Genomic DNA, 14,792 nt, shown 5'->3' with positions numbered 1-14,792 from the left:
CGGCATCAGTTGAAGAACGTCGACACGACCCCGCTGAGAACGGCGTCAGGCACGTCATGCCCGTAGCCAGCCAGAATCCGCGGCTCGCCCTTCGGCGCTGCCGCTGCGATGTCGTTCGCTACGTTCACCGCCCAGGGCCCACGATCACCGGCGATGGCCAGGAGGGGAACCGTGACCTTGGCCAGTTGGTCTTGGGGGATGCGGCCGTCATTGCACAGCCTGACGTCGATGGGAAGAGTTGCCGCATAAGATTCCATCTGGTGCCAGCCCGGACCCTGCTTCATGCCCTCGATGGCTTCCGGGGGAATTCCCATCAGCTGCAGGAAACGCTCCACTGCCTCGCTCCGGTCGCCGGAGGCGACCAATGCCGCGAGTTGATCCGCGAGTTCGAAGCTGGGACCTTGCGTGAACGGCACCTCGTAGGTGGCAATCTTTCGAACTTCGACCCCGGCGGCTGCTGCCGCGATGACAATGGCGCCACCTGAGGAGTCAGCGAAGACGAATGGCTTCTCCCCTGTCTGCGCGACGACGGCGGCGAAGTCCTCGATCTCGCGTTCGACCGTGACACCACCGACCGGTCCGCTGTCACCTCGACCTCGGCGGTCGTACTGGAATACCGTGTACCGGTCCGAGAGAGCTGTGGCCAGCGAATTCTTCGAGTGACGATCGCAGAAGGCCCCCGCCACCACAATAAGAGCCGGCCCGGTTCCCGTTCTGTCGACGGCAATCGTCGTCCCGTCCGCTGATTTAACCCTGTTCATGTCGTCCTCCAGGTGTAGCCGGTGAAGGTAATCAGAGAGTTTGTCGAGTGTAGTCCCCAATCCGGTTCCGGTGCGGCCAGAGATCGGCAGGCATAAGCTGGTACCAGAACGTCTTTTCCAGCGCCGGGAAGGTCATCATGGACTCTGAAACCGCCGATGTAATCGATCATGATGTCACCACCATCACCTGCGTGTGCGGCAACACTGTCAGCAACGACGGGCTGATTCAGGCCAACTCCCAAGGCGTTCCCGTCTACATCGGAGACAGCAGCCCGGTTCCCGCCGGGCTGGCGGAATGGCCGGCGGATGAGGACCTCTACACCCTGTGTCCCTCCTGCGGCCGTGTCTACCGTGACTCGGTCATCGAAGAGACAGGGACCGCGCCCGTTGCTTTCCGGGTCGACGTCACCGCTGGCCCAATTGCTGAGGCCATCCGGGTCCACTGGAACCTCAGCGCCCAGGAATGAACATGCTGAGCGGGGCAAGCTAACAGCCGGCGCAGCTTTCGAACCTTTCATTGGGCGGGGAGGCGCCGCATGATAGGCGCATGAGTGAATTCGCGTCAGCCGGCGATTCCGCTGTTGCCAAGGCTCAACACGAGCTCCAAGAGGCCGGGGTCCGCACCGTGATCGGGACGGTGGTGAACGCTTCGGGCATCACGCTGGCCAAGAGCGTTCCGGTGGCCCGGCTCAAAACGTTCCAGCAATCCGGCATGGGCGCTGCCCCCGTCTGGCATGTCTTCACCATCGACGGCGGGATAGCGTTCACGGACAGCATCACCACCGTTGGCGATATGCGCCTCAAGATCGATATCGCGGGACTCCGTGTCCTGCAGGGTGGCCGGGCATGGGCACCGGGCAGCCTTTTCGAACAGGACGGCGCCGCGTCCCTGGCCTGTGCCCGCGGCCTTCTGGCCACTGTGGACGACAGCCTCGACGAGGCCGGATACCAGGCACTCGTGGGCCATGAACTTGAATTCTTCCTCGTCGCCCCGGACGGTTCAGCGCTGGAGACCGCACCCTGGGTTCCGTACGGCGCAACCGGCCTTCTGGACCGATCAGAATTCCTCGATGAGCTGTTGTCAAGGCTGAACCATGCCGGCATTCCGATGGAGCAGATCCACGCCGAGTACGGCAGAAACCAGTTCGAGTTTTCCCTGCCCCCTGCTTCGCCGGTTCAGGCCGCGGACACGGTGGTCCTTGCCAAGATCATCGTTGGCATCATCGCCCGGGCCCACGATATGCAGGCCTCGTTCTCCCCGTTGCCCTTTACCGGCACCGTCGGAAACGGTGCCCACCAGCACTTTTCGCTCCACAGGAACGGCCTGCCGCTGTTCTCCGGCGGCAGCGGACCGCACGGCATCCGCGACGAGGGGGGCGCGGCCATTGGAGGAATCATCGCAGGACTCCCCGATATCCAGGGTTTCCTCACGGGATCAATCTTGTCCGGAAGCCGCCTGGCACCCGGCACGTGGTCGGGTGCCTACTTGTGCTGGGGCCTGGAGAACCGGGAAGCCTCGGTGCGCTTTCTGAACGAGGGCGAGAGCAATCCGCACGGAGCCAACGTCGAGGTGAAAATCATCGACCCGTCGGCCAACGTGTATCTGGCGTCCGCAGCCATCCTTGCGCTCGCCCTTGACGGCATCCGCGGCGGGCGCAGGCTTCCGGCAGAGATCCCGGGCGACCCCGGACGGCTTTCGGAAGGCGAGCGGCAACGGGCCAACATCCGGCTGCTCTCAGACTCCCCCGCCGCCATCATCGACACGCTGGACAAGTCACGCCTGGCACGCGGGCTTCTGGGAGACGCCATCGTCGATGCCACGGTGGCCGTCCGGCGCTACGAACAGCGGATGTCCGCGGAACTCCCGCCGGACGAGCTTGCTGAACGCTTTCGCCTTGCCTGGTCCATCTAATGGCGGACGGTTCCTTCCCGGACTTCGTCGAACACGTCAGCCTGGTCGATCACCACGTGCATGGCGCGTTTCACGCCGACGGCGATGAGGCACGTTTTCAGAACTCGCTCAACGAAGGAAACACCGAACCCCTGGCCAACCCCGAGGACAGCTACAACACCCAAATCGGGCTCGCCATCCGGCGCTGGTGCAGCGGCATTCTCGAGCTGCCACGGCACGCCTCACCGGCGGACTACTGGAGCCGGCGCTCCGAGCTTGGAGAACTCGAGGTGTGCCGGCGTATGACCCGCGCTGCCGGCGTGAGCGACTGGCTGATCGATACCGGCCTGGATGCCGCTGACTACCTCGGCACGGCCGGCATGGCCGAGGTCTCCGGCGGGCGAACCCACGAGATCGTCCGGCTGGAACTGGTCGCCGAGTCGCTGATCCAGGAGATCGCAAACCCGGCAGATTACGCCGACGAGTTCGGCCGGCGGCTTCAAGAACTCACCCTCGGCGCCGTCGGCGTCAAAACAGTCCTCGCCTACCGCGCAGGGTTCGACCGGAATCTCAGCCGGCCGGCACCGGCCGCGGTCGTTGAAGCAGCCCGCCGCTGGCAGGAGAACCTGTCCCCCGGCACCAACCCGAAGCTCACCGATGTGACGCTCATTGCCCACGGGATCCACACGGCGGTGTCGATGAAGCTTCCGCTGCAGTTCCATGTGGGATTCGGCGACCGCGACCTGGACCTCCACAAGACCAATCCGCTGTACCTCCTGGATTTCCTGCGGACCCCCGAAGTCCAAGACACACCCATCATGCTGCTGCACTGCTATCCGTTCGAGCGCGAGGCCGGCTATCTGGCCCACGCCTTCGAAGACGTCTACATCGATGTGGGCCTTGCCGTGAACTTCACCGGGTCACGGAGCCGGGACCTGGTGGCCCGCTCATTCGAGCTGGCTCCTTTCACGAAAATTCTTTACTCCTCCGACGCCTTCGGCCCGGCCGAACTCCACTACCTCGGGGCGAGGCTGTGGCGCAACGCCATCACCAAGGTGGTCGGCGGATGGATCGACGACGACGACTGTTCCGAGGCGGACGCCCTCAGGATCGTGCAACTCGTCGCACGCGACAACGCCCGCCGCGTGTACAAACTCCCCTGAGCGCCCACCCGAGATCCCGAGCCGTGCGCCGTTCACTGGGTTGGCCCGGCCAGCAGCTTTCTGATCTCGGCCAGCTTCGCTTCGGACTCTTCGAGGCTCAGGCGGAGCCCTTCGACCGTCGCGGTCCTCGAGCCGGCCTCAGCGGCGGTCGGTGCGGAGGACTTCTTCCTGGGGGACAGGAAGAAGTTGGCCAGGTAGCCGGTGAACGTGCCGAAGATCCCGACACCGACGATGATGATGCCTGTCCCGATCATGCGGCCCGCATCGGTGACCGGATATTGGTCCCCGTATCCGACTGTTGAGATCGTGACGATCGTGTACCAGAGGGCGTCCGAGGCCGTCGTGATGTTGGCCCCCGGGGCGCCCTCCTCGACACCGAGGATCATGAGGCTTCCGAATTCCAGCACGAAAATGCCCATGAGCAGCAGTATGTACAGGGAACTGCCGGCCCGGTCTTTGATCAGAGCGCGGCCGACCGTGCGGGTGCCGACGTCGCGGAGCAGGCGGTACACCCGGACCAGCCGGAAGGCGCGCAGGATCTTGAATTGCGCCAAAGGCACGCTGGCCAACAGGTCGGCCCAGCCGAAGTGCCTGAAGAAATAAGCGCCCGCCGATGGCGCGGTGACGATCCGGTAGAGAAAGTCGACGACGAAGATCACGCTGAAAAGGGCGTTCATCACCGTCAGCACGGTGTCGAGGGATTTCTCCCGCACAACATACAAGAGCACGAGATTGACGATCGACAGGATCGAAAGGATACCGATAAAGATCTCGTATCCTACGCTCTTCAGTTCACTGCGTTCGTTGGTCATGTGAGGATTCTGGCACGCAAGCAGCGGCGTAGCCGATCCTTTTTTACCCAGGCCCCGACGGGATGTTGGCTCCCGAACGAAGCGTTATCGGGCGCCGTGCCCAAGGCGCCGGCTCCGGCTCCGGCTCCGGCTCCGGCTTACGATGGGGTCACGGACCAAAAAAGGTAAGCGGGGCAGCTTGGCATGACCAGCGAACGCGACGAGGCGCCAACGGGAAACGTTGCGCTCGTCACCGGCGCGAGCCGAGGGGTAGGCCGGGGCATTGCGCTGGCCCTTCTGGCCGCGGGGTTCCGGGTGTACGGCACGGGCCGCTCGATCGACCAGGCGGATCTGCCGCCGGAGATACGGCGGCTTCGCTGCGACCATCTCAAAGACGAAGAGACGGCCCGCGTGTTTGACGTGATCCGGTCCGAGTGCGGCCGCCTCGATCTCCTCGTCAATTGCGCCTGGGGCGGCTACGAGAAGATGGTCGAAGGCGGCGCGTTCACGTGGCCTGCACCGTTTTGGGACCAGCCGATGCACCGCTGGACCGGCATGATGGACGCCGGCGTCCGTGCCGCCTTTGTTTGTTCGGCGCACGCGGCGCGCCTGATGACGCCGCGGCGCCGCGGCTTGATCGTCAACATCAGCTTCTGGGCCGCGCAGCGCCACCTCGGCAACACGATCTACGGCATCGCCAAAGCGGCGACGGACAAGATGACGTCCGACATGTCGGACGAGCTGAAACCGTTCGACGTCCCGGTGATCTCGCTCTACCCCGGCCTGGTGCGGACCGAGGCGGTGCTGGCGGCGGCGCAGAGCGGCGCATTCGATCTCTCGACCAGCGAAAGCCCCGAATTCATCGGCCGCGTGATCAACGCGCTGGTCCACGATCCGACCCTGATGTCGCGCACCGGCCAGGTGCTCGTCGCCGCCGCGGTCGCGAAGGAGTTCGGCGTGCTGGACATCGACGGAAGTTCGCCGCCGGCCCTGACCCTGGCAGACATCTAGGACGGCGCGTTAATGCCCGACCGGGCCCATCTTTCCCAGCTTCTCGACTGGCCGCTTTGCGAGGGGCCGAAGTGTCGATTTCCCCGCTACCGCGGCATTCGAGGCCGTGGTACGTTCAGCGTGATCAGGACGTCCGGACGCGGCCCCTTGACCAGCCCGGCTCCTGGCACCACCCCAGAAAGCGGAGGCAACGATGCCAACATTAATGGTCTTCCACGAAGTCGACGACGTTGAGCACTGGCTCAGCTCACCAAAAAGGGAAGAGGTATTCGGGCCGCTGGGCATCACGGTTCGAACGTTTATCGACCCGGCAAAAAGCCACCGTGTAGGTTTGATCGTCCAAGTCCCCGACATGGAAATGTTCCAGCGGATCATGGAGTCCCCAGAGACAGCCGAAGCGATGAAATTCGACGGTGTCCGTCCGGAAACAATACTGATGCTCGTTGAGTCGTGAGCGGACGACGCCGGGACCTACCGACGTCGTCCGCTGCCCTCTGGTGCCTACTGGCTGAAGGGGACCTTTTCCCAGGCCAGAACGTCCGCGCCGTCGGCACTGTTGCCGGCGACGGTGAACCTGACGTAGTTGGTGGCGTTGGCGGATCCGTCCACGGTGATGCGCTGCAGGTCATCGGCTGCGGGCTGGCCGTAGATGTCCAGCCAGGGTGAGCCCTCCGCGAGCGGCTGGTTCTCGGCGAAGACGTGGCTGTCGCCGTTGATGAGGTAAACCGGGGCGTCGAAGCTGTTGGTTTCGTCGATGATGGCCTGCACGATTTCGCGGAAGCCGGACATGGTGTCCGGGTTGGCGGTCGCGGCGGCGAGCAGGGACGGGTCGAACATGTCGGCCTGGGTCATCAGGACAACGGCACGGTCGTTGCGGCGTTCGGCGTCGGCGAAGGTGCTGCGGATCTGGGCCAGGACGGCGTCCGTGCGGAACTCAACTTCGTCCAACTGCTCGGGCGTGGCCGTGGTTTCGCCCAGGCCGGTCCACGGCTGCAGCGAGTTGTTGCTGCCCTGGATATTCAGCACGGAAAACGCCACCCGGTTCTGGGTGAAGCGGACGTTTTCCGGCAGACCGAGGTCCGCCTGGGTCTTGACGGGCATGGTGGCGCCGAGGGTCTTGCCGGGCTCGTCGAAGAAGACGTCCCGCAGCTTGTCGAGCCGTTCCAGTGGGTTGTACGCACCGTTGTTCGTGCGGTGGCAGTCCACCCATTCGTTGTCGCCCGGGGTGAAGACCAGCGGGTGCTCGAAGGTGTCGAACTGCGTGCGGATGTTCTCGAAGTACTCGTCCGAGCAGACCGAGGAGCCGTTCTTGATGTCGCCCACGTGGGTGACGAACTTCAGCGTGCTGTCGGCGTTGATGTCCTGGATGCGGGCGGGGAACTTCGCGATTTCGGCCTCGCCGTAAGGGATGTCGCCGATCACGCCGAACGTGAACGCCTGGCTGTCGGCGGTGTTGTCGGCGGCGGTGGCGGGCTGGGACGCAAGGAGGCCGAGCGCCAGGACGGCTACCGCCGTCGTCGTTTTGATGGTCTTTGAAGGCATGACGGTGTTCCTCTTCTTTGCGGGGTAGGGGGCTTGAGGTGCGCGGCTTAGGCCCCGCGGGCGGTCAGGAACTGCTGCAGTGCGGCGAGGTCGTCGGTGTTGATGTGGTCCACGCCGGCGTCGAAGAGTTCGTTCCAGATGGCTTCGCGTGCGGTGCCGGGCGCGTCCGGGGTGGCCCAGAAGCGGACGCGGTAGCCGTTGGAATGCGCCTCCGCCACGTAGTCGCGCAGTTTGGCGCGCTCGGCCTCCGGCATGGGACCCACGCCCTGCCAGGTGAAGAGCTTGGTCCAGTTGTCGCTGACCAGCGGCATCAGGCCCGAAGGCTTTCCGGAGGTGAGGTCTGCGGAGCGGCCATCGTAGAAGCTGAAGCGCTTCTCCTGTGCCTGCATCGTGGCCAGCGGGCGGTTTCCGCTGATGACCGCGGTGACCGGGCCGGTTTTGGTGGCGCCGTGGCTGTAGCGGCTCATGATGTCGCGGTGCTCGGCCAGTTCCTGCTCGATTGCGGCGTAGGTGGATTCGCCGTCGCTCTTGATGTCGATCAGAAGCTGCAGGCTACCATCCCAGTTCGGGTAGACGCTGTGGCCCTGGCCGCGGACCAGGTCCTGGAGCGGATCGAGGTAGAGGCTCTCGAGCGTAACGCCGGGCTGGACATCCTCCAGGTCGTGGCCAACCAGCAGCTCGCCGTCCACCAGCCACACGTCCGCTTCCACGCTGGTGAAGCCATGCTCCAGCGCATCATTGAGGGGACGGTCATGCTCATAGTCGTTGTGCGCATGCGCCTGGGCGAGTGGCTGGCCGACGACGACGGGAGCCGGCTTGGCCGCCTCTGCCTGGGCAGGGACTGCTACTGTCCCGGCCAGGGAGGCAAGGACGGCGACGGCGGCAAGGGTGCTTTTCACGAACAAGGAGTACTCCTTAGATACCGGGGATTCTCCGCCCGGCACATGGGGACGTGCCGGGCAAAAGGGTGCGTGAAAAGACTGCTGGTCGCGGGAGAACGCTGGAGGGCGTGTTGGTTGCTGGCGGGTGAACTGGGAAGGATCATTGGCGTGGTGGGCTGAGTGTGGCCCTGCCAGTGTTTCCCTGCGTCAGTCTTCCAGGATCTGCCTGATCCCGAACGCTCCCACGGAGAACATCCGCGGGTTGTCGTCGGAGTTGCTCAGCAGGGCGGTGGAGAGGATGAGAGCCCAGCCCCGGGCCCTCATCCAGGTGTCGCCATCCATTGCAGGGCCAAAGGCGTCCATAAAGCGGTGGCGGGCGCCGGCGTCGAACATCAGCCATCCCACCGCAAGATCGACAGCCGGGTCCCCTGCCCCGACGTCGCCGAAATCGATGACGCCAGCCAGCGAGCCGTCGTCCGTCAGCAGGACGTTGCCCGGGTGAAGGTCCCCGTGGAGCATCATCGGGGGACGGTCCCAGGCTTTAGCGGTACAGGTCTGCTCCCACACCGCTCTCAGCGCTGCTGCGTGCGGGTAGCGTTCGCGGTCCCCGAGCCGTTCCACGACCGCAGAGTCACGATCCAGCAGCGGCACGCCGCGGAAAGGATTCACCGGGACACTGGTTTCGGCGGGCACGTGCAGGGAGAGGAGGAAATCGGCCAGACCTTTAGCGGCCGGCCCACGGCCGGCGGGGCCGACGTCGTCCGCACCGGCTCCGGGGACCCACTGCACGATGCTCCACGGGTAGGGAAAGTCCGACGTCGGTTGGCCGGCATGGACGGGGACAGGAACCGCCACCGGGGAACGGCGGGCTATGTCAGGAAGATAGCGCTGCTCATGAAGGATCAGCGGCACGGCCTCCGCCCTGCGCGGCAGCCGGACGGCCAGGTCGTCGCCGAGCCGGAAGGTCGCGTTGTCCCAGCCATTCGCGACCCGGACCAGAGGACGGTCGCCGAGATCGGGCCGCTGCTGCCGGACGAGGCACTGGACGACGGCATCACTGACTTCCATCGTGGCTGGTGGCATTCCCGCCATTCAGGGCTCCGCCTTCCGTCTCCCGGAATACAATCCGGCCCTCGAACAGCAACTCTACTGGGCCCAGTCGGCGTCGTCGTAGGGGCGTCCGCGGAAGTGGGCGCGGAGGTATTCCCCGACCACGGCTGCACCCAGGTCCCCGGCCTCGGGCGCGACGACGCGGCCGCCGATCCGGCGGGCCATCTTCTGGACGAACCGTTCCAGGCCCGGGTCATCGCCCAGCCGGAAAAACGTCGCCTGCGTGCCGGCACGCCCGAGCCGGTCCAGCTCGGCGACCGTCACGCGGATGGTCTCCGCGGCCGGCGGATATCCGAACCATGACTCGCCGTCGGCCAGCAGGTGTGCGGTGGGTTCGCCGTCGGTCACCACCAGCAGGACGGGCTGCATCGACGGGTGCTGGCGGAAGAACCGGCCGGCCAGCAGCAGCCCGTGGTGCAGGTTGGTGCCCTGCTCCCGCAGGGCCGGCAGGGCCGTGAGCTCGCCGATGTCCATGGACTGCGCGTAGCGGCCGAACGTGATCAGCTGCAGCCGGTCGCCGCGGAACTTCGTGGAAACGAGGTGGTGCAGGGCGAGCGCGGTGCGTTTCATCGGCACCCAGCGCCCCTCGGCGGCCATCGAGAAGGACACATCGACCAGCAGGACGACGGCGGCCTGCGTGCGCGCCTCCGTCTCCGTCACCTCGATGTCCCCCACAGCCAGCCGTAAGCCGCGGCGCGGATCGCCGCCGTCGGCGATGGTGCGACGGATCGCGTTGGTGATGGTCCGGGTGACGTCCCACGGTTCGGCGTCGCCGAACTCCCACTGGCGACTGGAGCCGGTCTGCTCCCCCGCCGCCCCGGCCACCCGGGTGTCCCGGCGCCCCTGCCGGCCGGAGAGCTGCTTCGCGGTGTCCCGCAGCAGCGACCTGCCCAGCCTGCGCATGGCCTGCGGTGAGAGCCGGAGATCGCCGTCGGCCCCCCACCGGAGGAAGCCGCCGTCGTGCATGGCCCGCTCGATCTCCGCGAGGGTGCGGGCGGTCACGGCGGCGTCCTGCCCGAGCTGGCGGGCGAGGGCGTCCAGGTCCAGGTCGTCGAGGCGTGAGCCGTTGTAGGACTGGGAGAGCTGTTCGGCGAGCTCGTCCAGTTCGGCGAGGTCCTGCAGCACGCCGGTACCGTCGCCGAGCCCGAGCCCGTCCTCCCCCTCGAAGCGTTCGGAGCCGGTCCAGTCCTCGCCGGGGCGCAGTGCGCGCAGGCTGTCGTCGAGCTGGCCGAGCTGGGCCATGAGCTCGGGCGAGCCGAACGCCTGGGCGGAGAGCTGCATCAGCTCCTCGCGCTGCTCGGCGGACATGGAGCGCAGGAGCCGCTGGGCGGCGGCGGCGCGCTGGGCCAGCGCGTCGATCAGCTCCTCGACGGACTGCGGGTTCTCCGGGAAGAAGTCGCCGTGCCGGGCCATGAACTCCCGGAAGTCCGCGTCGGTGTCCTCGCCGCGCCGGTGCTTGCCGAGGAGCTCGTTGAGGTCCTGCAGCATCTCGCTGACGGCCGCGCGGTCCTCGTCCGTGGCGCTCTCGAGCGCCTGCTTCATGCCGGCGAACCGCTGGTCCAGGAGTTCGCGGCCCAGCAGGTCCTTGATCCGCTCGTAGGCTTCCCTCGCGGTGCTGGACTGCCAGTCGTAGGAGGCGAGTTCGTTGACCGCCGCGGCCGTGGATTTGGGCAGGTTCTGCAGCTGCATCTCCCGGAAGGCGCGGTCGGTGTTGTCCATCATCGCGTCGCGGGCCAGCTGCTTGCGTTCCTCCAGCACCGCGGTGTCGAGCAGCTTCTGCACCTCGTTGAGGGTGCCGTCCAGCCGGTGGCGGCCCAGCAGTTCGCTGCGCCGCTGCTGGACGCGGCCGGCGAGGTCGTCGAGCCCTTCCCGGCTGCGGCCGCCGCGGCGCAGGTACTCCTGCAGGGCGTGCCGGGGGGAGTAGCCGGCCATGACGTCCTCGGCGATGGCGTCCAGCGCCTCCGCCAGGTCCACCGGCGGGGCGAGCGGATCCGGTCCTCCCGTGTACCGGCCGTACCGGGACCGGTTGTGAACGCTCATGGGCCCTCCTGTGTTTGGCCTGCCTACCCGTAGATCGTCGTCTCGTCGTCGGACTCCTTGGAGATCCGCCGGGCGAGGTAGAGACCTTCCAGTGCCAGTTCGACGGCGGCGGCGCGCTGTCCGTCGTTGGTTGCGCCCAGCCGCTCAGTGATCTGGTCGTAGAGCCGCGATCCGTTGAGGGGCGGGAGGTTTTCGAGGAACTCCCGCGCGGTGACCAGTTCCCCGGTGGTCACCGAGGTGTGGCCGTCCAAGGCTGCCACGAGCGCACCCATGTCGATGCCGTGGAAGTGCGCCCGCACGGCTTCCGCGGTGGCCACGCGCAGGAGGTGGTCCAGGATGTCCTGCTCCCGCCCTTCCTCGCCCGATTCAAACTCGATCTTTCCCGCGAGGACTTCCACGGCGGCGTCCAGGTCGATGATCCGGGCGACGGCCTCGTCCTCCCCGCGCACGCTGGCCCGGCGCAGGGCCGCGGCGGCGACGGTTTCGGCACCGGCGATGGCGAACCGCGCGGACACCCCGGAGGTCTGGTTGACCGCCGGGGACTGCCGCAGCGCCCGGGTGTAGCGGGCCAGAATCTCCAGGATGACGGGCGGGACGCCGGCCACCAGGTGGCCCTCCTGGCGGATGACGGCGACCTCGTCGTCGAGCTCGATCGGGTAGTGCGTGCGGATCTCGGCGCCGAAGCGGTCCCGCAGCGGTGTGATGATCCGGCCGCGGTTCGTGTAGTCCTCCGGGTTGGCGGACGCGACGACCAGGACGTCGAGCGGCAGCCGCAGCACATAGCCGCGGATCTGGATGTCGCGCTCCTCCATCACGTTGAGCATCGAGACCTGGATCCGCTCGGCGAGGTCGGGCAGTTCGTTGATGGCGATGATGCCGCGGTTGGAGCGCGGGACCAGGCCGTAGTGGATGGTCTCCGGGTCCCCCAGCCGGCGGCCCTCGGCCACGCGCATCGGGTCGACGTCGCCGATCAGGTCCGCGACGGAGGTGTCCGGCGTCGCGAGCTTCTCGACGTACCGTTCCGAGCGGTGCCGCCACGCCACCCGCAGCCGGTCCCCCTCGGTGAGGACCAGGGCGCGGGAGTGCTCCGTGATGGGTTCGTAGGGGTGTTCGTTCAGTTCCGAGTCCTCGATCACCGGCGACCACTCGTCCAGCAGCCCGGCCAGGGTGCGCAGGAGCCGGGTCTTGCCCTGGCCTCGTTCGCCGAGCAGGACGACGTCGTGCCCGGCGAGCAGGGCCCGCTCGAGCTGGGGCAGGACGGTCCGGCTGAAACCGTACATCCCGGGCCACGGGTCGCGGCCGGCGGAGAGCGCGGCGAGCAGGTTGTCGCGGATTTCGCGGCGCAGGTCCTTGTGCACGTGGCCGGAGGCACGCAGCTCACCAACAGTGAAGATATCGGGGCGATCACTCACCCCTCTAAGGTAATCCCCCGTTGTGCCGGGAATCGAGCAAATTCTTCAGATTCCTTGCTCACTGGGCAGCGGTGCGACTTACGCTGGATGCTGATGACTGAACCAACACCGCCGGCACCACCGGCACCCGGAACCTCACCCGAGCAGCAGGGCACGCTCCTGCTGCTGGTGCGTCACGGGGAGACGCCGACGACGGGCACGGTGTTGCCGGGGCGGGCCCCGGGACTGCATCTGTCCGACCGCGGCCGGGCCCAGGCCGAACGGGTCGCGGAACGGCTCTCTGGCCTGCCGGTGGATGCCCTCTATTCGTCGCCGCTGGAGCGCGCCTGCGAGACGGCGGAGCCGACGGCGGCCCGCACGGGTCTGGCCGTGAAGTACGACGACGGCCTGAATGAATGCGACAAGGGTGACTGGACTGGCGCCGCGATCGCCGAAATGGCGGCCCTGCCGGAATGGCAGATCGTGCAGCACAGCCCGGCTGAGTTCCGCTTCCCGAACGGTGAGAGCTTTCCGGAGATGCAGGCACGGATTGTCGGAGCATTGGAGGTTATGCGTGCAGCCCATGCCGGGGGCGTCATTGTGTGCTTCTCCCACGCCGATCCCATCAAGGCCGCGGTCGCCCATGCCCTCGGCACGCCCCTGGACCTCTTCCAGCGCATCGTGATCAGCCCGGGCTCGGTGTCGGCCGTTTCATTCGTGGACGGTCAGGCACCCACCGTGCTCATGGTGAATTCGACGTCGGAACCACTGAGCGGGCTAAGGGGGCTGTGACATGGGGCAGTCACTGAATCGGGAGCGACATTGTCCGGCCGGGAGCTGACGCTGCTCGCCGAGGGCCGGGTCGAGCTGCTCGGACGCATCCCGCGCAGCAGCAATGAGACGTTCCTGGCCCAGGTCTCCTGCGGGGACGACGAGGCGTATGCGGTCTACAAGCCGGAGGCCGGGGAACGGCCGCTGTCCGATTTCGAGCCCGGGCTCTTCCGGCGGGAACGCGCCGCCTACCTGCTCAGCGAGTCCCTGGGGTGGGGCATCGTGCCTTTGACTGTCATTCGCGATGACGCTCCTTTGGGAATCGGCTCGCTGCAGCGGTTCATCGAGTGCGACTTCCAAGAGCACTACTTCACGCTGTACGCAGACGCCCCCGAGACCCACCCCGAGCTGGCGCGGATCGCCCTGTTCGACTACGTCGCCAACAACACCGACCGCAAAAGCGGCCACGTGCTGCGCGGCGACGACGGACGGGTCTGGGGCATCGACCACGGGCTGTGCTTCTCGGCAGCTTACAAGCTGCGCACCGTAATCTGGGACTTCGCCGGCGAACCCATTTCCGACGCCCTGCTCGAGGACATCGCCCCGCTCGCAGAGGACGTGCCTCCCGAGGTGGCCGAACTCCTCGACGAAGAGGAGGTCACCGCCCTGCAGCACCGCGTCCTGCACCTTCTGCACCTAGGGGTGCTGCCGGTTGACCGTACCGGCATGAGGTACCCGTGGCCGCTGGTTTAGCCGGCTGCACCAAGGTCATGCGGCCCCTGGAAGTGCACTCGTTACGGGTTAGGCAATAGTCTGGCCAGATGGGGACCAAGGCCGTGAACTCCGGCGAACAGATGGACAGGCAGTCGCGCATTCTCGAGGCGGCGCTGGATCTGCTGTCCCGCCACGGGATTTCAGGTGTGAGCATGCGGGCCGTGGCCCGCGAGGCCGGCGTCGCGCTCGGCCTGGTGAATTACTATTACGACGACAAGACGAGCCTGATCCGGGCAGCCCTGCGCCGGGTCGACGAGCACGACCTTCTGCTGGTGGCGTCCGATCCGTCGTCAGACCCGGAAGAACAGCTGCGCCGCGCCTTGCGGCGAGTGGCAGCCGCCGATCTGCTGACGACCCGCTACCTGTCCCTGCGCCTGCACCTGTGGGCCCTCGCCCAAGCGGACGAGGGCTATGCACAGATCAACGCCGAGGCCTTCGACCGATATCTCGACGGACTCGCTGCACTGGTTTCCAACGCCCAACCCGGTCTGGCGTGGGAGACATGCCGGGAGCGGGCGGCTGACATTGTCGTCATCCAAAACGGCATGTGGCTGACGGCGCTTCTCGGTGTTGATGAGGCCTCCATCCAGCGAAGCATCGCCCGCACGGAGCAAATCGCCTTCGCACCGCGTCAGGACCACACCCGCTAAGACCATGGACTGCACA

The 14,792-nt window shown here is 66.5% G+C and carries 15 protein-coding genes; 8 read left to right on the top strand and 7 right to left on the bottom strand.

From position 1 onward, the window contains the following. Positions 1–5: 5 nt before the first annotated feature. Positions 6–761: an alpha/beta fold hydrolase gene (locus J2W14_RS16535; protein ID WP_307464516.1), complete on the bottom strand. Its 756-nt coding sequence runs from the start codon at positions 759–761 to the stop codon at positions 6–8. A 137-nt stretch (positions 762–898) separates the two neighbouring features. Here J2W14_RS16535 and J2W14_RS16530 point away from each other — a divergent pair, with 137 nt between their 5' ends. The 3 genes from J2W14_RS16530 to J2W14_RS16520 all read left to right on the top strand — a co-directional run bounded on the left by J2W14_RS16530 (position 899) and on the right by J2W14_RS16520 (position 3,815). Then, a complete protein-coding gene (locus J2W14_RS16530) occupies positions 899–1,228 on the top strand; it encodes a hypothetical protein (protein WP_307464514.1) in 330 nt (109 codons plus the stop codon). Positions 1,229–1,308: 80 nt separating this feature from the next. Next, positions 1,309–2,673: a glutamine synthetase family protein gene (locus tag J2W14_RS16525; protein WP_307464512.1), complete on the top strand. Its 1,365-nt coding sequence runs from the start codon at positions 1,309–1,311 to the stop codon at positions 2,671–2,673. Beyond that, positions 2,673–3,815, top strand: a complete 1,143-nt coding sequence (locus tag J2W14_RS16520) for an amidohydrolase family protein (RefSeq protein WP_307464510.1) — start codon at positions 2,673–2,675, stop codon at positions 3,813–3,815. The genes J2W14_RS16525 and J2W14_RS16520 overlap by 1 nt, the downstream gene beginning before the upstream one ends. Positions 3,816–3,847: 32 nt before the next feature. Here the strand turns inward: J2W14_RS16520 and J2W14_RS16515 are convergent, their stop codons facing one another. Beyond that, positions 3,848–4,627: an ion transporter gene (locus J2W14_RS16515; protein ID WP_307464508.1), complete on the bottom strand. Its 780-nt coding sequence runs from the start codon at positions 4,625–4,627 to the stop codon at positions 3,848–3,850. A gap of 183 nt (positions 4,628–4,810) precedes the next feature. Here J2W14_RS16515 and J2W14_RS16510 point away from each other — a divergent pair, with 183 nt between their 5' ends. After that, on the top strand, positions 4,811–5,617 hold the full coding sequence (locus J2W14_RS16510; RefSeq protein WP_307464507.1) for an SDR family NAD(P)-dependent oxidoreductase: 807 nt from the start codon (positions 4,811–4,813) through the stop codon (positions 5,615–5,617). Between the two features lie 193 nt (positions 5,618–5,810). Beyond that, a complete protein-coding gene (locus J2W14_RS16505) occupies positions 5,811–6,071 on the top strand; it encodes a hypothetical protein (RefSeq protein ID WP_307464505.1) in 261 nt (86 codons plus the stop codon). A 47-nt stretch (positions 6,072–6,118) separates the two neighbouring features. On the opposite strand, the gene J2W14_RS16500 is transcribed toward J2W14_RS16505, so the two are convergent. The 5 genes from J2W14_RS16500 to J2W14_RS16480 form a co-directional block, all read right to left on the bottom strand. After that, entirely contained in the window at positions 6,119–7,159 is a 1,041-nt protein-coding gene (locus tag J2W14_RS16500; protein ID WP_307464503.1) for a metallophosphoesterase, read from the bottom strand. Between the two features lie 47 nt (positions 7,160–7,206). Next, complete coding sequence (locus J2W14_RS16495; protein ID WP_307464502.1) at positions 7,207–8,064, bottom strand: phosphatidylinositol-specific phospholipase C/glycerophosphodiester phosphodiesterase family protein; 858 nt, start codon at positions 8,062–8,064, stop codon at positions 7,207–7,209. Between the two features lie 183 nt (positions 8,065–8,247). Further along, positions 8,248–9,123: an aminoglycoside phosphotransferase family protein gene (locus tag J2W14_RS16490; protein ID WP_307464499.1), complete on the bottom strand. Its 876-nt coding sequence runs from the start codon at positions 9,121–9,123 to the stop codon at positions 8,248–8,250. 63 nt (positions 9,124–9,186) lie between these two features. Beyond that, the gene (locus J2W14_RS16485) at positions 9,187–11,190 is read right to left on the bottom strand and encodes a vWA domain-containing protein (RefSeq protein WP_307464498.1); all 2,004 of its coding nucleotides are present in this window, start codon (positions 11,188–11,190) and stop codon (positions 9,187–9,189) included. Positions 11,191–11,213: 23 nt separating this feature from the next. Further along, positions 11,214–12,602, bottom strand: a complete 1,389-nt coding sequence (locus J2W14_RS16480; protein ID WP_307464496.1) for a sigma 54-interacting transcriptional regulator — start codon at positions 12,600–12,602, stop codon at positions 11,214–11,216. Positions 12,603–12,695: 93 nt separating this feature from the next. Here J2W14_RS16480 and J2W14_RS16475 point away from each other — a divergent pair, with 93 nt between their 5' ends. From J2W14_RS16475 to J2W14_RS16465, 3 genes are all read left to right on the top strand, one after another. Next, positions 12,696–13,373: an MSMEG_4193 family putative phosphomutase gene (locus tag J2W14_RS16475; RefSeq protein ID WP_307464494.1), complete on the top strand. Its 678-nt coding sequence runs from the start codon at positions 12,696–12,698 to the stop codon at positions 13,371–13,373. Between the two features lie 30 nt (positions 13,374–13,403). Continuing rightward, positions 13,404–14,105, top strand: a complete 702-nt coding sequence (locus J2W14_RS16470; RefSeq protein ID WP_307464493.1) for an SCO1664 family protein — start codon at positions 13,404–13,406, stop codon at positions 14,103–14,105. Between the two features lie 68 nt (positions 14,106–14,173). Further along, positions 14,174–14,776 (top strand): TetR/AcrR family transcriptional regulator, encoded by a 603-nt coding sequence (locus J2W14_RS16465; protein ID WP_307464492.1) that lies wholly within the window; start codon positions 14,174–14,176, stop codon positions 14,774–14,776. Positions 14,777–14,792 lie beyond the last annotated feature (16 nt).

The organism is Pseudarthrobacter oxydans (assembly GCF_030812335.1).
Lineage (GTDB): Bacteria > Actinomycetota > Actinomycetes > Actinomycetales > Micrococcaceae > Arthrobacter > Arthrobacter oxydans_B.
The sequence above is the reverse complement of the archived record's forward strand: the minus strand, read 5'-3'. Positions and strand labels throughout refer to the sequence as shown.